Annotated in this window: 20 protein-coding genes; 6 read left to right on the forward strand and 14 right to left on the reverse strand. The window is 43.1% G+C overall.

The features are described 5' to 3' along the window. Positions 1-309, forward strand: a 309-nt coding sequence (locus tag ADA42_RS08560; RefSeq protein WP_048764668.1) for an NGG1p interacting factor 3 protein, NIF3, incomplete at its 5' end; no start/stop codon positions are given. On the opposite strand, the gene ADA42_RS08565 is transcribed toward ADA42_RS08560, so the two are convergent. Continuing rightward, complete coding sequence (locus ADA42_RS08565; protein ID WP_004948674.1) at positions 293-1,075, reverse strand: nitroreductase family protein; 783 nt, start codon at positions 1,073-1,075, stop codon at positions 293-295. The two genes, ADA42_RS08560 and ADA42_RS08565, sit on opposite strands and share 17 nt — an antisense overlap. 116 nt (positions 1,076-1,191) lie before the next feature. After that, positions 1,192-1,992 carry an enoyl-CoA hydratase-related protein gene (locus tag ADA42_RS08570; protein WP_004948671.1) on the reverse strand — a complete coding sequence of 267 codons (801 nt, stop codon included), beginning with the start codon at positions 1,990-1,992 and terminating at the stop codon, positions 1,192-1,194. 100 nt (positions 1,993-2,092) lie between these two features. On the opposite strand from ADA42_RS08570, the gene ADA42_RS08575 reads away from it, so the two are divergent. Continuing rightward, the gene (locus ADA42_RS08575; protein ID WP_004948668.1) at positions 2,093-2,656 is read left to right on the forward strand and encodes a nicotinate-nicotinamide nucleotide adenylyltransferase; all 564 of its coding nucleotides are present in this window, start codon (positions 2,093-2,095) and stop codon (positions 2,654-2,656) included. A gap of 46 nt (positions 2,657-2,702) precedes the next feature. On the opposite strand, the gene ADA42_RS08580 is transcribed toward ADA42_RS08575, so the two are convergent. The 5 genes from ADA42_RS08580 to dapD form a co-directional block, all read right to left on the reverse strand. Beyond that, complete coding sequence (locus ADA42_RS08580; RefSeq protein WP_004948664.1) at positions 2,703-3,167, reverse strand: peroxiredoxin; 465 nt, start codon at positions 3,165-3,167, stop codon at positions 2,703-2,705. A 60-nt stretch (positions 3,168-3,227) separates the two neighbouring features. Then, positions 3,228-3,638, reverse strand: a complete 411-nt coding sequence (locus ADA42_RS08585) for a hypothetical protein (RefSeq protein ID WP_004939305.1) — start codon at positions 3,636-3,638, stop codon at positions 3,228-3,230. A gap of 13 nt (positions 3,639-3,651) precedes the next feature. Then, positions 3,652-4,323, reverse strand: a complete 672-nt coding sequence (gene queC / locus ADA42_RS08590; protein WP_004939302.1) for a 7-cyano-7-deazaguanine synthase QueC — start codon at positions 4,321-4,323, stop codon at positions 3,652-3,654. A 24-nt stretch (positions 4,324-4,347) separates the two neighbouring features. Beyond that, on the reverse strand, positions 4,348-5,058 hold the full coding sequence (queE, locus tag ADA42_RS08595) for a 7-carboxy-7-deazaguanine synthase QueE (RefSeq protein WP_004948660.1): 711 nt from the start codon (positions 5,056-5,058) through the stop codon (positions 4,348-4,350). A 112-nt stretch (positions 5,059-5,170) separates the two neighbouring features. After that, positions 5,171-5,992 carry a 2,3,4,5-tetrahydropyridine-2,6-dicarboxylate N-succinyltransferase gene (gene dapD, locus ADA42_RS08600; RefSeq protein ID WP_004939296.1) on the reverse strand — a complete coding sequence of 274 codons (822 nt, stop codon included), beginning with the start codon at positions 5,990-5,992 and terminating at the stop codon, positions 5,171-5,173. 302 nt (positions 5,993-6,294) lie between these two features. On the opposite strand from dapD, the gene carO reads away from it, so the two are divergent. Further along, complete coding sequence (carO, locus tag ADA42_RS08605; RefSeq protein ID WP_025094973.1) at positions 6,295-7,026, forward strand: ornithine uptake porin CarO; 732 nt, start codon at positions 6,295-6,297, stop codon at positions 7,024-7,026. A gap of 55 nt (positions 7,027-7,081) precedes the next feature. Here the strand turns inward: carO and ADA42_RS08610 are convergent, their stop codons facing one another. The 6 genes from ADA42_RS08610 to ADA42_RS08635 all read right to left on the reverse strand — a co-directional run bounded on the left by ADA42_RS08610 (position 7,082) and on the right by ADA42_RS08635 (position 12,554). After that, the gene (locus ADA42_RS08610) at positions 7,082-8,005 is read right to left on the reverse strand and encodes a CysB family HTH-type transcriptional regulator (RefSeq protein ID WP_004948656.1); all 924 of its coding nucleotides are present in this window, start codon (positions 8,003-8,005) and stop codon (positions 7,082-7,084) included. A gap of 52 nt (positions 8,006-8,057) precedes the next feature. Next, positions 8,058-9,119 (reverse strand): sulfate/molybdate ABC transporter ATP-binding protein, encoded by a 1,062-nt coding sequence (locus ADA42_RS08615; protein WP_004939291.1) that lies wholly within the window; start codon positions 9,117-9,119, stop codon positions 8,058-8,060. A gap of 10 nt (positions 9,120-9,129) precedes the next feature. Continuing rightward, complete coding sequence (gene cysW, locus ADA42_RS08620; protein ID WP_004948654.1) at positions 9,130-10,020, reverse strand: sulfate ABC transporter permease subunit CysW; 891 nt, start codon at positions 10,018-10,020, stop codon at positions 9,130-9,132. Beyond that, complete coding sequence (cysT, locus tag ADA42_RS08625) at positions 10,017-10,850, reverse strand: sulfate ABC transporter permease subunit CysT (protein WP_004948650.1); 834 nt, start codon at positions 10,848-10,850, stop codon at positions 10,017-10,019. The genes cysW and cysT overlap by 4 nt, the downstream gene beginning before the upstream one ends. Positions 10,851-10,924: 74 nt before the next feature. After that, the gene (locus ADA42_RS08630) at positions 10,925-11,530 is read right to left on the reverse strand and encodes an alpha/beta hydrolase (protein ID WP_004948646.1); all 606 of its coding nucleotides are present in this window, start codon (positions 11,528-11,530) and stop codon (positions 10,925-10,927) included. 22 nt (positions 11,531-11,552) lie between these two features. Beyond that, a complete protein-coding gene (locus ADA42_RS08635) occupies positions 11,553-12,554 on the reverse strand; it encodes a sulfate ABC transporter substrate-binding protein (RefSeq protein ID WP_004948643.1) in 1,002 nt (333 codons plus the stop codon). A gap of 172 nt (positions 12,555-12,726) precedes the next feature. Between ADA42_RS08635 and pabC the strand changes: the two genes are divergently transcribed. The 3 genes from pabC to tmk are packed head-to-tail and all read left to right on the forward strand — an operon-like array spanning position 12,727 to position 15,223. Further along, a complete protein-coding gene (gene pabC / locus ADA42_RS08640; protein ID WP_004948640.1) occupies positions 12,727-13,539 on the forward strand; it encodes an aminodeoxychorismate lyase in 813 nt (270 codons plus the stop codon). Between the two features lies 1 nt (position 13,540). Continuing rightward, entirely contained in the window at positions 13,541-14,605 is a 1,065-nt protein-coding gene (gene mltG, locus ADA42_RS08645) for an endolytic transglycosylase MltG (RefSeq protein WP_004948639.1), read from the forward strand. Positions 14,606-14,614: 9 nt separating this feature from the next. Continuing rightward, a complete protein-coding gene (gene tmk, locus ADA42_RS08650) occupies positions 14,615-15,223 on the forward strand; it encodes a dTMP kinase (RefSeq protein ID WP_025094968.1) in 609 nt (202 codons plus the stop codon). A gap of 21 nt (positions 15,224-15,244) precedes the next feature. Here the strand turns inward: tmk and nadB are convergent, their stop codons facing one another. Next, the gene (gene nadB, locus ADA42_RS08655) at positions 15,245-16,885 is read right to left on the reverse strand and encodes an L-aspartate oxidase (RefSeq protein ID WP_151752620.1); all 1,641 of its coding nucleotides are present in this window, start codon (positions 16,883-16,885) and stop codon (positions 15,245-15,247) included. Positions 16,886-17,015 lie beyond the last annotated feature (130 nt).

Below are 17,015 nucleotides of genomic sequence, written 5' to 3' on the forward strand. Positions count from 1 at the left end.
CCTGAATCTCATCTGGAATCGACCAAAGCTGCAATTTTTGCCGCCGGGGCAGGCGGTGTTGGTCATTATGAGCAGTGTGCTTGGCAAGTAAAAGGTATTGGACAATTTAAAGCAGTTAAAAATGCTCAACCTTTTTTAGGGCAACTAGACGCTCTAGAGCAACTTGAAGAATGGCGTGTGGAAACGATTGTATCTGAACAAAAGGCCAAAGCAGTTGCCTTGGCCTTAAGTGCAAGTCATCCGTATGAAGAACCCGCATTTGAATTTATTCAAATGGTAGATATTGATTCAATCAGATTTTCTGAATAAACAGCTCACGATCAAATCGGTACTGTGGATAAAACACACCATCTGTGGCACGTTCACCCGCTGCAATGACCATAATGGGAAATTGCTCGTCATTGAGTTTAAGCAGCTTATGTACCATTGGCTCGTCAAAGCCTTCCATCATGCAGCTATCAAATCCATAGGCTCGTAATGCCAAGACCAGATTTTCACAGGCCAGTGCGGTACTCTTTGCAGCCCAAAGCTTTGCATCGGCTGGATTAAATGCCGTCACAGGCAGCTGGCGATCCAGTGTTCTGGCCACTTTAAAAGCCACTTTTTTTAAATTTCCCAGTGCGTTGAAATAGCCGGTTTTGTAGTTGAACGGAATAAAACGGTAATACTGTTTAACCATTTTAGGCGGTTCATTAAATGGAAATTCAGAAATATTTTTCTTGGCCATTTCATCAACACGATCGGTACGCGCAACACAGACGATCAGTTCTGACGCTGTTTTTGCAGCCAATTGCCCTAAGCAAGCCTTAACCAGCTGCTTTTTCTTGGCTGGATTTTGCACTACATAAAATGTCCATGGCTGAAGGTTTGACGAATTTGGTGCCAGTAGGGCCAAATCCAGACAGGCATCTAAGACCTCAGTAGGAATGGCTTTATCGGTAAATTTGCGTACCGAGCGTCTGCTTTCAAGCACTTTACGAAAGTTATCAACATCGATATCTTGAGGTGCAGGCTCATAATAGCGTTTTTTTTCAGTTGAATCTGAGGTTGCTGAATCGTGAGAAGTCGTGGTCATGATCTTTACTTAAGCGAGACAATAAAATGAGCATATCACTGCATCAATTTTGTGATGTTAAAAAAATGTATCACAAAACTGATGATTAAGTGATTGATTGTATTGAAGTATAATAATTAGGCAAACTGTGAAAAATCAGGTTGGCGTTTTTGCATAAAAGCTTGCACCGCTTCTTTCATTTCTACCGATTGTACACGTTGCATAAAAATTTCGGCTTCTTTGTCAATGCAGTCGATAATCTCAGATAGGTCTTGCTTCATGAGGGCTTTAGACTGCTTGATGGAAGCCAAAGGAAGGGCAGATAATTGTTGAGCCGTTTTGTTTGCTAATGTATAGACATCTTCTGAAATCTGGTTGATCAAACTGGCTTGTAGCGCTTTTTCGGCATTAAATTTTTGTGCAGTAAACAGTAATTCTGCCGCACGATGATATCCTGCTTGTTGCACCAACAGACGGCTTGCAGCCCCTTCAGGTGACAATCCTAGGCTGACAAATGGAATCTGGAACAACGCCGTATTGTCGGCGTAAACAATATCTGCATGTAGCAAAATGGTCACTCCAATACCAATGGCGACACCGCGAACTGCAATAATAAGTGGCTTTGAAAAGCGCGCAGCCGATTTTAACAAGACAAAAGGCGGCTGATCGCCAGCTTTGCCTTCATGCGGTTTTTGAATAAATGACATAAAGTCTTTCATGTCATTGCCAGCCGAAAAATCTGCATCAACACCACGTAACACAACCACTCGAACCTCAGACGATGCATCAGCATCATCGAGCGCTTTTGCCAGCCAAAGATATAATTCGCCATAAAGTGCATTTTTTGCTTCTGCACGATTAAGCGCTAAGGTAAGCACCCCATTTTCTAAATTTGCTTGTAAATGTTGATGAGGTTGTTGAATACATTGTAGTGTCATCGTACTATCCTTGGTTATTTATAAAAGGCTATGCGGCTCATTATGTCTTAAAACTGCTTGAAAAAAGCAACTGATGAGTTCATTGAAGTTAAGTTGATATATGTATACGTTTGATTACCTTGTTTTTATTGGGCGTTTTCAGCCTTTTCATTTGGCTCATCTTGAAACGATTCAAATTGCATTACAGCAGAGTCGACAAGTGATTATTGCTTTGGGGTCGGCTCAGGCAGAGCGAAATATTAAAAATCCGTTTCTGGCGGCAGAGCGACAAGACATGATCTTGTCAAATTTTACACCCGAACAGCAAACACGTATTTTGTTTGCGCCCATTATTGATGTCTATGACGATAAAAAGTGGGTTGAGCAAGTTAAATCTAGTGTTTATGCGCTGGCTCCATCCACAAGTAAGATTGGTTTAATTGGCCATTTTAAGGATGAGTCATCCTACTACTTAAAGTTGTTTCCAGAGTGGCACATGGTGGAACTGGACAGCCTAAAGCAGTCTATGTCGGCCACGCCGCTGCGTGAAGCGTTCTATGAGGGTTGCATTGATGAGTCTGCTTTTCCACAAGGCACCATTGCATTTTTGAAGGCTTTTCAAAAAACTGATACCTATCGAGAGTTACAGCACAAATTTTCTTATCACGACAGTTCAAATCTTTAATATGTTGACAATAGACTTCGCTCTAAGCGAAGTCTATTGGACTAGATTAGTTGGCTTGAAGCGCCTGAATATCCTCAAGCACCTGTTCTGCATGCCCAGCTGCTTTCACTTTACGATAGCTTTTGACTAATTTTTTATTGTGAAAAATAAAGGTTGAGCGTTCAATCCCCATCACCATTTTACCGTACATATTTTTTTCTTTGATCACGTCAAAATGCTTACACAACACTTCTTCTTTATCGCTGATCAAATCGATGGTGAGTGCTTGCTTTGCTGTAAAGTTTTGATGTGATTTCACCGAGTCACGTGATACACCAACAATTTTAACATTCAGAGCATCAAACTGATCTTTCAAGCAAGAAAAGCCGACTGCTTGTGTTGTACAACCCGGGGTGGAGTCTTTTGGGTAAAAATAGATCACCAACCATTCGTTATCTAAATCAGATAAATTAATTTCACCCGTTGTAGTAGCAAACACTTGATCCGGTAATTGAATTTCTACGTTACTCATTGTTCTCTCCATAAAAAACAAGCCACATAATGTGGCTTGTAATGTCATTTTAAAATGAACTTAGTTTTTCGCTGCTGGTGCGGCTTTCATTGCTTCTTCACTTAAAGTTTTAAGTTTTGAAGTCAACTGAGGGCCTAAGCAAGTTTGAAGGCTTTTGTTTTGCTGTTGTACGAAAGCCAATGTGCTTGGGCTTTTCTTAGCATTAATCGCGCTTTGAATTTCCCATTTTTGTGCATTGGTCATTCTGCCGTCTGCTTCTACTGCACATGAACAATATTTGCTTACTTCTGCGCTGTTCAGTTTATTACCTTTAGCAGTTTCTTCTTTACACAGATTGATCAAAGCACCTTTTACGTTTGTGCTTTTGTAGGCTTGCTGAAGTTTGTTGTCGTCTGCATGAGTTACAGATGCAAACAAAGCTGCAGATGCCATTACAGAAGAAAGTAAAAGTTTGGTATTCAAAAATTTCATAAATAGTACCTTATTATTGCGGTATGTAGCGTGTTGGATCTGCGACGCCAGCTTCAATAAAACCTTCTTTACGTAAGCGGCAGCTATCACATTTACCACAAGCACGGCCTTGCGTATCAGCCTGATAGCAAGAAACTGTTTGACTATAGTCTACGCCATGTTCAATACCAAGACGTATAATATTCGCTTTGGATAAATGTAACAAAGGTGTTTCAAATGTAAGAGGTTTTCCTTCTACACCCGCTTTTGTTGCCAAGCGTGCCATATTTGTAAACGCTTCGATATATTCTGGGCGACAATCTGGGTATCCAGAATAATCTACTGCATTTACGCCAATAACAATAGCCTCAGCGCCAAAAACTTCTGCTGCAGCAAGCGCATACGAGAGAAAAATTGTGTTACGAGCCGGTACATACGTCACCGGAATACCATCTTGTTGTTGTTCTGGAACATCAATGTTGTGATCGGTAAGGGCAGAGCCACCCAAATTACCTAAATCGATATTGATCACGCGATGTTCAACGCCAGCGCGTTGAGTCAGTGCTTTAGCTGCATCTAGCTCTGTAGATGAACGTTGACCATACATAAAGCTTAAGGCCATGCATTCATAGCGCGCTTGTGCCCAAGCTAAACAGGTTGTTGAGTCTAAGCCGCCTGACAATAAAACAATGGCACGAGGGCGCATATATCATTCTCCAATCAAATTAAATTAACGACCCGTTTCATCGTTCCATAAAATTTTATGGAGCTGTAACTGAAACCGCACGGGGAGATGGTCGTTTAGAATCCACTCTGCTAAATCACGAGCCAGTTGAGGCAGTTTGGCTGCATTTTTCTCAACGGCAAAAGCAGGCGAGAACCATACGGTACTCACTTTTTTCTCAAGTTGAAATTGTTCAACCTGAAGTTTGGACCATTCATAATCTTCACGATTACAAATCACAAATTTGATCTGATCGTGAGGAGTCAAATGATCAAGATTGCTCATCAGGTTACGCTTCTCTTCACCAGAGGTTGGCGTCTTGAGATCAAGCACTTTTGATACCCGAGCATCGACCATTGAAACATCGAGTGCACCACTGGTTTCCAGTGAAACGTCAAAACCTAAATCACACAGACGCGTTAATAACACTTGACAATTGGGTTGAGCCAGTGGCTCGCCACCTGTCACACAAATATAAGGCGTTTTGTAGGCACGTGCAGTTTCTATGATTTCATCAATTGAAAGTCGTTGCCCACCTTCAAATGAATAAGTGGTATCACAATATGTGCAGCGTAAAGGGCAACCCGTTAAGCGGATAAAAACTGTTGGTAAACCCGCAGTATTGGCTTCCCCTTGTAAAGAGTAGAAAATTTCCGTTATGCGTAGTCCCGCAGCCGGGTCCGTCACTGGAATTGTCGTAGAACGTAAAGAAGTCATTACAGCATTACCAAGAGTTGAAAAACAAAAATCTCTACGATCAGCATTGACCGTAGAGACGAGAAGCGAATCAGGCTCCGAAGAGCATCAATATTTCGCTAATCTGTGAGAATTACTCAGCGCGAAGCAAATCGTTCAAACTGGTTTTCGAGCGTGTTTGCGCATCTACTTTTTTCACAATAATTGCAGCATACAGACTGTACTTGCCGTCTTTAGACGGTAAGCTGCCCGGTACAACTACTGAACCCGCAGGTACACGGCCGTAATGAATTTCACCAGTTTCACGGTCGTAAATACGAGTCGACTGACCAATATATACGCCCATTGAAATGACAGAACCTTCTTCTACGATTACACCTTCAACAATTTCAGAACGCGCGCCAATAAAGCAGTTATCTTCAATAATTGTTGGATTGGCTTGAAGTGGTTCAAGTACACCACCAATACCTACACCGCCAGACAAGTGAACATTTTTACCGATCTGAGCACATGAACCTACAGTGGCCCAAGTATCAACCATGGTGTTTTCATCAACGTAAGCACCAATGTTGACATAAGATGGCATCAACACAACATTTTTTGCTTGGAAGCTACCACGGCGTGCAACAGCAGGAGGAACAACACGAACACCAGCTTCTTTAAACTGCGCTTCAGTCCAGCCTGCAAATTTAGTGTCTACTTTATCGTAAAACGCTAAATCGCCAGATTCAACAGGTTTGTTGTCGTTAAGTTTGAACGATAATAAAACCGCTTTTTTAACCCACTGGTGAACAATCCATTCACCATCAATTTTTTCAGCAACACGTAAAGTGCCGTTGTCTAAACCAGCAATAACGTGTTCAACTGCTTCACGAATTTCTGTAGGGCAATCAGCAGCGGTAAAGTTGGCACGATTTTCAAACGCTTGCTCAATGATCGTTGAAAGCTCAGACATGGACGTCCTTCCAAAAAAAATTTTAAAGATTCTACACGAAAACGGCCAAAGAATCTTGGGTTGAATGATTGCCGTGATTAAAAAACAATCAAAATTTAGACATTGCGTTTTTGCAGCAGTAATTATATTTAAATTCAATAAAAATTGATTAAAAAACAAGCTAAAAGGCCAACTTGTATCAAAAATTAACAGAAAATAAGCAAATTTTGTATAAAAACAAATCACAATTTCATCTACTATGGGCTTACCAAAAGAAATCAGATTTATTAGAACAAGCCTTTACTCTTTTTGAGGAGACGAAAATGAAAGTATTAAAAGTATTCGCATTAGCAGGTGCACTTAGCGCTGTAGCAGGCGTTGCATCAGCTGATGATGCTGTGGTACATGACCGTTATGCATTTGACGCGCAGCAGCTCATTCCTGTAGGTGTTCGTGCTGAAGTAGGCACAACGGGTTACGGTGGTGCTTTGCTTTGGCAAGCAAACCCGTATGTGGGTCTAGCACTTGGTTATAATGGTGGCGATATTTCATGGCGCGATGATTTATCTGTGAACGGTACTAAATACGATGTTGATATGAATAACAACAACGTTTACCTGAATGCAGAAATTCGTCCTTGGGGTGCAAGCCAGAACCGTTGGGCTCAAGCTGTATATGTTGCGGCAGGTGCAGCATACCTAGATAACGATTACGATTTAAGTAAGCGCTCAACTGACGGAACAATTAAAGTAAATGGTAATAACTATAACTTTAATGGTGAAGTTCGCGGTAAGCTAGATTATAAAAACGATATCGCACCGTACGTTGGACTTGGTTTCTCACCTAAGTTGACTAAAAACTGGGGCGTTTTTGGGGAAATCGGTGCTTATTATGCAGGTAATCCACGTGTAAATCTTGACGCAAACGGTACATTCGTTAATGTGAACGGTGCAGATTTTGATCGTGATTTGGCGGCTGAAGAAAATAAAATCCGTAACGATGACAAATACAAGTGGTTACCTGTTGGTAAAGTGGGCGTAAGCTACAACTGGTAATTGTTTGAACAAAAAAACGGGAGAAATCCCGTTTTTTTGTTTTATAAATTTGATTTTACTCGTCTGGGTAAGCCACTTTTTTAAGCTGCTTAATGTCCGCTTCTGGTGAGCATAAAGAAATAAACTCGTAGCCGTAACCACGAAGTAAGTGTCCTTTACGAACCGCGATCCATGTTGTATTTAAGCCAAAAATTCCGGTTTTGAGTTGGCTCAAGCGATAGTCTCGTTCTTTATCGTAGGCCACGTCATTCACAATTCCCACACCCATTCCGAGTTCTACATAGGTTTTAATGACATCGGCGTCGAGTGCAGACATGACGATATCGACATCAATGCCGGCATCTTCAAAGGCTTTGTCGATTTTTGAACGCCCAGTAAAGCCGCCGTGATAGGTGATGATTGGAAAATTTGCGAGCTTCTCAAGTGTAATGTCGGTTTCTTTGGCAAGCGGATGATTTTGCGGCGTGATAATGCTGTGTTCCCATTGATAGTAAGGGACGCTGGCCAGATTATCTTCCGTGGTCAAAGATTCGGTGGCAATACCGATGTCCGCTTCACCAAGCAACAACATTTCTGAGATTTCGGTTGGGCTGGCCTGTTGCAAGATTAAATGTACCTTTGGAAACAGTTTCTTAAATTGATTGACAATCGGAGGCAGCACATAACGAGCTTGTGTGTGCGTGGTGGCAATAGTCAAGGTGCCTTCATCAACTTTGTTAAAGTCATCGGCCAGACGTTTAATATTTTCTGCATCGACCAACATACGTTCAACAATGCCAAGCAAGGATTGGCCGGGTTCTGTCAAACCTAACAATCGTTTTCCTTTGCGAACAAAAAGTTGTACACCCAACTCATCTTCTAAATCTTTAATATGCTTACTGACACCTGATTGTGAAGTGTAAAGTGCAGCAGAAGCTTCGGTCAGATTAAAATTCTGACGCACGGTTTCCCGAATAATGCGTAATTGTTGAAAATTCATGTTCTCTTGATCCTCTCAACGAGAATGGGGGACTTGCCCCCATTTTTTAATTCTAAGCAACCCGTTCTTCAAAAAGATGAAGTTGAGACACACTGATCCAAACCGTTTGGTTCGGTCTAAATTGATGAAGGCGTGCTTCATCGGGTGTCAGGGCAATTTCGATCAGTCTGCCATTACGATCTTGTAATTCAGCAACGACTTTTCCAGCAATCCAGACTTCTCTTAAAAAGGTAGCTTGAATGGTGTTATCTGTTGGTTGTGCATGAATATGTAGTTCATTTGGTCGAGCAAATGCTATCACTTTACCATGAGGTGTTTGCGAGGCATTCGGTAAAATAATTTTGTCATCGCCCAATTGAATGATGTTTTCATAATAATGTCCATCAAAGCGATTGGCTTGTCCTAAAAAGTCGAAAACAAACGGAGTAGCTGGCTTTTCGTATACTTCACGTGGTGAACCAATTTGCTCGACATTCCCTTTATTCATCACAATAATCTGATCGGCAACTTCAAGCGCCTCTTCTTGATCGTGTGTCACAAAAATCGAGGTAATATGTAGCTCGTCATGCAGTGTCCGTAACCAGCGTCGCAATTCCTTACGCACTTTGGCATCCAGCGCACCAAATGGTTCGTCAAGCAGTAGCACGCGCGGTTCAACTGCCAGTGCACGGGCCAATGCAATACGCTGGCGCTGACCACCCGAAAGTTGAGAAGGGTAGCGATCGGCTAAAAAACCGAGTTGAACCAGATCCAGTAAACGTGTTACGCGCTTTTTAATCTCTGCTTCCGATGGGCGCGTCCGCCGTGAGCGTACACGTAAACCGAAGGCAATATTGTCAAATACGGACATGTGGCGAAACAGCGCATAATGTTGAAATACGAATCCCACTTGACGCTCACGCACATGAATATCGGTGGCATCGGTGCCTTCAAGCAACACTTGTCCGCCATCTGCCGATTCTAGTCCGGCAATGATACGTAAAAGCGTTGTTTTTCCGCAGCCTGATGGTCCTAACAATGCCACCAGTTCACCTTCTGGAAAGTCTAATGAAATATTTTTTAATGCATGGAATGCACCAAAATGTTTTTCAATATTTTTAACTTGAATACTCATTTGTCATTCCTCAAGATGAAGTTGAATCATGTTGTTTGTTTTGTTTTTCCTGACGCACTTCCACCCATGTTTTTAAAATCAGGGTCACAATCGCCAGCAGCGCCAACAGTGAAGACACGGCAAAAGCGGCACTAAAGGTGTATTCGTTGTATAAAATCTCGACATGCAGTGGCAAAGTATTGGTTTCACCGCGGATATGTCCTGAAACCACAGAAACTGCACCAAACTCACCCATCGCGCGTGCATTACACAAGATCACACCGTAAATTAAGCCCCATTTGATGTTGGGTAAGGTCACTTTCCAAAAGGTCTGCCAGCCCGATGCACCCAAAACCATCGCCGCTTCTTCTTCTTCAGTGCCTTGCGCTTCCATTAAAGGAATCAGCTCACGTGCCACAAAAGGTACGGTAATAAAAACAGTAGCCAATACAATCGCAGGTACGGCATACAATACCTTGATGTCATGATCCATAAACCATGGCCCGAACCAGCCTTGCATGCCAAAGATCAAGACCAGCATCAAACCTGCAATTACAGGTGAAACTGAAAACGGTAAATCGATTAAGGTCGTGAGTATCGATTTTCCGGCAAATTGAAATTTTGCCACGGCCCATGCTGCTGCCACACCAAAGATGACATTGAGTGGTACCGCAATTGCTGCCGTAAGCAAGGTTAGCTTGACTGCCGATAAAGTGTCTGGATTAATCAGTGAATTGATATATACCTCGACACCTTGTCGAAATGCTTCTACAAAGACCAAAATAAGGGGCAGAATCAGGCAGCTTAAAAAGAACAGTAACGCAATACTCAGCAGCGTATAACGAACCCACTTGGGCTCGCGTGTGGCATCACGGCTTTGAAGCTTTTCTGCCAGTAAATGGCTATCGGTGACTAAGCTCATTTGACTGTTCTCCCGGTACGGCGGCTCGCCCATGCTTGTAAAAGATTGATCGCAAACAAGATCACAAAGGAAATCACCAGCATCACGACCGCAATTGTGGTTGCAGCCTCATAGTCATATTCTTCGAGTCTGGAGATAATCATTAGTGGTGCGATTTCTGTTTTAAAAGGTTGGTTGCCGGCAATAAAAATCACTGAACCATATTCTCCCACGCCACGTGCAAATGCTAAGGCAAAACCGGTGAGTAAGGCTGGAAATAAAATGGGCAAAATAATTTTGGTGATAATTTGAAAACGGTTGGCACCCAGAGCCGATGCAGCTTCCTCAAGTTCGGTTTCGATATCGCTTAAAACCGGCTGCACAGTACGTACTACAAAAGGTAATCCAATGAACACCAAAGCGAGGGTAATGCCAATCGGTGTATACGCAACCTTAATACCAAGCAGCTCAAGATACTGACCCACCCAGCCAGTCGAAGCGTATAGCGAGGTGAGGGCAATACCTGCAACCGCAGTAGGTAAGGCAAATGGTAAATCCACCAACGCATCGACAATACGTTTACCCGGAAAGCTATAGCGCACCAAGCACCATGCCAGAAGCAAGCCAAACACTACATTAATGAGCGCGGCAATCATGGCAGTCGTAAAACTGAGTTGCAAAGATTTAAGAATGCGCTCTGAACTCAGGATCTCCCAGAGTCCATCCCATCCCACACCCAGAGATTTGATAAAAACGGCAGATAATGGAATAAGCACGATTAAAGATAAATATGCAAGGGTAAAGCCCAGTGAAAGACCAAACCCTGGCAGCACTCGGGATCGCTGCGACATGGTAACTCCTGAAAAAGAGCAGGTTTGCTCAATCAAGCAAACGAAAAATAAAAAATCTTAATCCCAACATTGATTTACAGTGCAAAGCCAAAAAATCGATTGCTGTAACGCGCACGTATAGATCCAGTACGCTGTTTTTCTGGGAGAATGTAGTCAAATATTTCTGGAAAAGGACCGAAACCCGAAGCCACATTGATATGACCAACGTGGCCTAGGCTGACGGCCTTTAACTTCCAGCAGTGTGCAAGATGCTGTGCATCTTGCACATGTAGCCACGGATCATTTTCACTCATCAGCAACTGTGTTCGAACGATTGGTCTAAGTGATTCAAAATAGGCTAAATAATTGTTGGTGCTGTCTCTGGCGAATCCCGCATCTCCAAAACGCGCTGGATTCGCGGGTGCAACCAAGGTCAAATGCTTGATCTTGTGCGTCAGATCTGGATGCTCTTTCAAAGCCGCCAAACTGGTTAAACAGCCAAAACTATGCGCCACCAGCTGTACTGGTCCATGAATTGAGCGTACATGCTTCGCCAGTTGTTCTACCCATTCAGAAAGTATAGGTCGATGCCAATCGGCTTGTTCGACACGTGAGCATGACTGCAGTTGACGTTGTAACCATGACTGCCAATGATGTTGTTCACTACCACCAACACCCGGAACAATTACTGTATGAATCATCGTCATGCTCCTGAATGCTCAATTATTTTGCGCTATTTTCTTTAACAATTTGGTCAAAGACGCCACCATTACTAAAGTGTGCCTTTTGTACTTTTTTCCAGCCGCCAAACTCTTGATCAATCGTGACCAGTTTGAGTGGCTTAAAGGTGCCGCTATAGCGTTTCAAAATATTTTGATCACGGGGGCGATAAAAGTTTTTCGCCGCGATATCTTGGCCTTTTGGTGAATACAAGAAGTTTAGATAAGCTTTCGCTAGGTTTTCGTTGCCATCTTTTTGAACATTCTTTTCTACAATTGCCACAGGTGGTTCAGCTAAAATTGAAAGCGAAGGCGTAATAATTTCAAACTTGCCGGGTTGTTCACGTACCGCCAGATAAGCTTCGTTTTCCCATGCCAATAACACATCGCCAATACCGCGCTCAGCAAAGGTTGTGGTCGCACCACGAGCACCTGAATCAAGCACTTTGGTCTGTTTGTAAATTTGGCGCACAAAATCGCGTGCTTTGGCATCTGAGCCATATTTATGTTTTGCCCATGCCCATGCCGCTAGGTAGTTCCAGCGTGCACCACCTGAGGTTTTTGGATTTGGCGTAATAATTTCGACACCGGGCTTGGTAATGTCGCTCCAGTCTTTAATACCTTTTGGGTTACCTTTACGGACTAGAAATACAATCGTTGAGGTATATGGTGTTGAGTTATTTGGAAATTTCTTTTGCCAATCGGGTGGTAGTAGTTTTGCTTTATCGGCAATTTCATCGATATCGGCAGCCAAAGCAAGGGTAACCACATCGGCTTGCAACCCATCAATCACGGCACGTGCTTGTTTGCCAGAACCTCCATGTGATTGTTTAAAGTTAATCTCTTGACCAGTACGTTGTTTCCAGTACGCGCCAAACTCTTTATTGAAGTTTTCGTAGAGTTCACGTGTTGGGTCATAAGACACGTTTAAAAAGTCTTTTGCTGCAAATGAAGAAACGGAGATTAATGCAGCCAGTACCCCAATTTTTAACTGTGCAAATCGCATATTCATATCCTTAAATAGGTTAGTTCTAAATCTAAAAAGGAGAGTACAATGAGTTACTATCCATAAAAAATAATAAAAAATGAATTTCATATGAATAAAAAAGAAATAAGAAAATGCATCATTTTTATGGTTCGGTTTTACACTAAGCTGCCTAAAAATAGAGAAATTGCCTATGTGGTGCTTTAAAAATGCTCAACCCGTTGCGTCTGTTGCTTTACAGGATCGCGCATTTCAATATGGGGATGGGTGTTTTTCGACAGCACGCATTGTGAAAGGGCAGATTCAACTGGTCAATCGACATTATGAGCGCTTGAACTATGCCTGCCAGCAATTGGGATTAAATGTTGATTTAAAGCTAATTGAGCAAAGCCTCAAGCAACTGACTTATCAGGAGATAGCGCTTACCGGAACGCTGAAACTTTTGATCAGTCGGGGTGAAGGCCCACGAGGCTATAGCGTTCCAGATCACAATGCGGATCTATATGTATTTTTCTATCCGCAAACCTATAGTGACACCGCACCGCAGTATGTAGAGGTTGGTCTGTTACCACGCCGTATCGGATTGACCATGCCAGATATGGTCGGTATCAAGACGCTCAATCGACTCGAACAAGTCTTGCTCAAGCAGCAGGCAGATCAGTACGGCTGGGCAGAAGCACTGGTGGCAGATTTAAACGGGAATATTGTTGAAGGCGTAAGCAGTAACTGCTTTATTTACTTAAATAACGCATGGATTACGCCCGAACTTCGCTATAATGGCGTTCGCGGTTTAATGCGAACTGAAATTTTAGATCGGGCCCAACAGGCCGGTATCGATATTCTTGAACGTCAGATTCATCTCGATGAACTCGATCAGGTTCAGGCGCTATTTTTTTGTAATACGCTTCATCCGATGACCATTGCCTCGCGGATGCATTCGCGATCTTTAAGTACCGAGGCATGTTTGACACTTTTCCACACTCTTAAACTGAATCAGATTGATTGATATGTCGAAGCAGCCCACAAAGCCGAAATCTAAAAACACATCGCAAAAACTGCCTTCTTCAGGGTGGAAAAAACATCGTTTCACATGGGTACTATTGATCATCTTAGTGGCCATGTTTTGGGTGCTATGGAGTAATTTGTTTCGTGCCTACCCAATCGAAGGTAAAAAACAAATGCTGTCGATTGCTCCCGGTGATACCTACACGCGATTTATCGACCGTCTGGGTCGTGATGAAAAAGTCAGCTTGCCAATCGTTTTGAAAATTTATCAAAAGTTTTTTATTCATGACAGTTTAAAAGCAGGCGTGTATGAAATTCAGCAGGGCATGAGTATTCGACAAGTTCTGGCAATGCTCTCAAACGCCGATAATGCGCAAATGAATCGTATTTTGGTGATTGAAGGTACCACTTTTAAACAGTTGGTCGAGATTCTCAAAAAAGATCCTTTGGTTGAAAAAAGCGTGGTCAATTTACCGCAACAAGAAATGTTGAAGGCTCTGGATATTCCGTACGATCATCCTGAAGGACTATTTGCACCAAACACCTATTTTTTTGCCAAAGGTGAGTCGGATAAAAAAATCCTGACCGATTTGTATCGCTATCAAATGAAAACCTTAGATGAGGCGTGGCAAAAGCGAGCACCGGGTCTGCCGTATAAAAATAAATATGAGGCGTTGATTATGGCCTCGATTATTGAAAAAGAAACCAGTTTGGATTCAGAGCTACGTCAAGTTTCGGGCGTGTTTGTACGTCGTCAAAAATTGGGTATGCGATTGCAAACAGATCCGACTGTTATTTACGGTATGGGTGAGCGCTATACCGGCAATATTACCCGTCAGGATTTGCGTACACCCACTGCCTATAACACATATACCATGGCCGGATTACCCCCAACCCCAATTGCATTGCCAGGTAAAAAAGCCATTGAGGCTGCCATGCATCCAGACAATTCTGACAATATTTATTTTGTTGCTACTGGCAACGGCGGGCATAAATTTAGTGCGACTTTGCAGGAGCACAATCAAGCGGTTCAACAGTATTTGTCCGTGTTAAGATCGAAAAATTAAGGTATTTGAATGTTTATTAGTTTTGAAGGCACGGAAGGTGTAGGAAAAACCACGCTCATTCGTAAGCTGTACGAATATTTTGAGGCAGCCGGTCAGCAGGTGGTACTTACCCGTGAACCCGGAGGGACACCGCTTGCAGAACAGATTCGCAGTTTACTGCTTGCTGTTAATCATAGCGAAAGTATGAGTTCAGACACTGAACTATTGCTAATGTACGCGGCGCGTGCGCAGCATATTCAAGAAGTCATTCAGCCTGCATTGAAACAGGGGAAACTGGTTCTGAGCGATCGTTTTACCGATGCCAGCTATGCTTATCAATGTGCTGGCCGTGGTTTAAGTAAAGACAAACTTTCGATTTTGAATCAAACCTTTGTCAATTGTATGCCTGAGCTGACTTTCTGGTTAGATGCACCGATTGAGCTGGGGATGTCGCGTGCGCGCGAGCGTGGAGAGCTGGATCGTTTTGAACAAGAAAAAATGACTTTTTTTAGTCGTGTTCGTGCAGGCTATGAAGAGTTGAGCCTGCAATATCCAGAACGCGTCAAGCGTCTGGATGCGACACAATCGCCAGATCGAGTATTTGAAGCTGCGCTCGAGCATTTAGAAGCACGAATCTGACTTTAGATTCGTGCTAGGCCTTTATGCCAGATTGACGAGCGGTTGCTCCACTTCAAAATGAGGTGGAGTGAGCACCGTTTTTCGAAGTTCTGAGCCAAGCTCTGGATAGTCCAGTGTGTAATGTAAGCCGCGTGATTCTTTGCGCTGCATGGCACAGCGTACAATCATCTCGGACACCAATACCAAATTCCGTAGTTCAATCAAATTCTTGCTGACGCGGTAATCTTGATAATATTCGGTAATTTCACTTTTAAGCATTTCGATGCGATGCAGTGCACGCTGTAGACGCTTGGTTGTTCTGACAATCCCCACATAATTCCACATGGTTGAACGTAGCTCATCCCAGTTTTGTAAAATCACCACATCTTCATCGGCATTGGTCACTTGTGAGTCGTCCCATGCAGGCACATCTGGAAAATCAAACGGTTGAGTAAATTTTCGCTCAATATCAGATGCTGCGCCCATCCCATAAACAAAGCATTCAAGCAATGAATTACTGGCCATACGGTTTGCACCATGCAATCCGGTGTACGATGTTTCACCAATTGCATATAGCCCTTCAAGATCGGTCTGACTGTTTTCGTCGACCACCACACCCCCACAGGTATAATGTGCAGCCGGTACGACTGGAATCATGTCCGTGGTAATATCGATGCCCAGTTCCAGTAAGCGCGCATACAGGGTAGGAAAATGCTCCTGAATAAATGCTGCCGGCTTATGGGTAATATCGAGCCAGACGTGACGAATGCCAAGTCGTTTAATCTCAAAATCGATCGCACGCGCCACAACGTCGCGTGGCGCCAATTCTGCACGTGAATCAAACCGAAGCATAAAACGTTCACCATCGGGTAAACGTAAGTAGGCACCTTCACCGCGCATGGCTTCAGTAATCAGAAATGAGCGTGCTTGTGGATGATATAAACAGGTGGGATGAAACTGGTTGAATTCCATATTGGCAACCCTGCAACCTGCACGATAGGCCATCGCAATCCCGTCACCTGTTGCAATATCCGGGTTAGACGTATACAGATAAGCCTTCATGGCACCACCGCAAGCCAATGCGGTAAAAGGCGCCAAAAATGTATGGATTTGATCTGTTGCTTCTTCAAGTGCGTATAAACCTACTGCACGATTGGGTTGATCTGCGTGTCCAAGCTTATGCAGACTAATCACATCAATGGCGACGAAATTTTCAAAAATTGTGAGATTGGGTGCCTCTTGTGCACGCTGCACCAATGTGGTCGAAATGGCCTTTCCGGTTGCATCGGCTGCATGAATAATACGACGCTGCGAGTGTCCACCTTCACGGGTCAGGTGAAGCTGTGCATCTTCATCGAGAGTAAACTCAACCCCTTGTTTTAATAAGAAATCAACGGATGGACGTCCGCCTTCCACGGTTTGCTTGACCGCATCTAATTCACACAGGTGCGCACCAGCAACCATAGTGTCGTCGATGTGTTGTTGAATAGAGTCGGTTTTATCGAGTACAGCAGCTACGCCGCCTTGCGCATAAAATGTGCTGGCTTCAGTGAGAGAAGATTTGGCCAAAATCGCAATATTGAAATGGCTCGGAAGTGAGAGTGCGAGACTTAAGCCGGCTCCGCCACTGCCCACAATAATCACATCAAACTGATGCGTAGAATTTAAATTAGACATGTCCATCAGCTAATTTTAAAAAAGTCTGATAATAACAACGCTTTTTTGCAAAAAAGGCAAGACTTCGACCGGTTTGAGGTGAATAAAAATTTCAATCATATTTCAATTTTGTAACGGAAAACTAAGGTCTTGTTTT

Origin of the sequence: Acinetobacter sp. 243_ASPC (assembly GCF_001054715.1) — a bacterium.
Lineage (GTDB): Bacteria > Pseudomonadota > Gammaproteobacteria > Pseudomonadales > Moraxellaceae > Acinetobacter > Acinetobacter soli.

What these genes read in the sequence shown, in the direction of transcription:
- ADA42_RS08565 (WP_004948674.1), bottom strand. Translation starts at nt 1,075, where the DNA reads ATGACCACGACTTCTCACGATTCAGCAACCTCAGATTCAACTGAAAAA.
- ADA42_RS08570 (WP_004948671.1), bottom strand. Translation starts at nt 1,992, where the DNA reads ATGACACTACAATGTATTCAACAACCTCATCAACATTTACAAGCAAAT.
- ADA42_RS08575 (WP_004948668.1), top strand. Translation starts at nt 2,093, where the DNA reads ATGTATACGTTTGATTACCTTGTTTTTATTGGGCGTTTTCAGCCTTTT.
- ADA42_RS08580 (WP_004948664.1), bottom strand. Translation starts at nt 3,167, where the DNA reads ATGAGTAACGTAGAAATTCAATTACCGGATCAAGTGTTTGCTACTACA.
- ADA42_RS08585 (WP_004939305.1), bottom strand. Translation starts at nt 3,638, where the DNA reads ATGAAATTTTTGAATACCAAACTTTTACTTTCTTCTGTAATGGCATCT.
- queC (WP_004939302.1), bottom strand. Translation starts at nt 4,323, where the DNA reads ATGCGCCCTCGTGCCATTGTTTTATTGTCAGGCGGCTTAGACTCAACA.
- queE (WP_004948660.1), bottom strand. Translation starts at nt 5,058, where the DNA reads ATGACTTCTTTACGTTCTACGACAATTCCAGTGACGGACCCGGCTGCG.
- dapD (WP_004939296.1), bottom strand. Translation starts at nt 5,992, where the DNA reads ATGTCTGAGCTTTCAACGATCATTGAGCAAGCGTTTGAAAATCGTGCC.
- carO (WP_025094973.1), top strand. Translation starts at nt 6,295, where the DNA reads ATGAAAGTATTAAAAGTATTCGCATTAGCAGGTGCACTTAGCGCTGTA.
- ADA42_RS08610 (WP_004948656.1), bottom strand. Translation starts at nt 8,005, where the DNA reads ATGAATTTTCAACAATTACGCATTATTCGGGAAACCGTGCGTCAGAAT.
- ADA42_RS08615 (WP_004939291.1), bottom strand. Translation starts at nt 9,119, where the DNA reads ATGAGTATTCAAGTTAAAAATATTGAAAAACATTTTGGTGCATTCCAT.
- cysW (WP_004948654.1), bottom strand. Translation starts at nt 10,020, where the DNA reads ATGAGCTTAGTCACCGATAGCCATTTACTGGCAGAAAAGCTTCAAAGC.
- cysT (WP_004948650.1), bottom strand. Translation starts at nt 10,850, where the DNA reads ATGTCGCAGCGATCCCGAGTGCTGCCAGGGTTTGGTCTTTCACTGGGC.
- ADA42_RS08630 (WP_004948646.1), bottom strand. Translation starts at nt 11,530, where the DNA reads ATGATTCATACAGTAATTGTTCCGGGTGTTGGTGGTAGTGAACAACAT.
- ADA42_RS08635 (WP_004948643.1), bottom strand. Translation starts at nt 12,554, where the DNA reads ATGCGATTTGCACAGTTAAAAATTGGGGTACTGGCTGCATTAATCTCC.
- pabC (WP_004948640.1), top strand. Translation starts at nt 12,727, where the DNA reads ATGTGGTGCTTTAAAAATGCTCAACCCGTTGCGTCTGTTGCTTTACAG.
- mltG (WP_004948639.1), top strand. Translation starts at nt 13,541, where the DNA reads ATGTCGAAGCAGCCCACAAAGCCGAAATCTAAAAACACATCGCAAAAA.
- tmk (WP_025094968.1), top strand. Translation starts at nt 14,615, where the DNA reads ATGTTTATTAGTTTTGAAGGCACGGAAGGTGTAGGAAAAACCACGCTC.
- nadB (WP_151752620.1), bottom strand. Translation starts at nt 16,885, where the DNA reads ATGGACATGTCTAATTTAAATTCTACGCATCAGTTTGATGTGATTATT.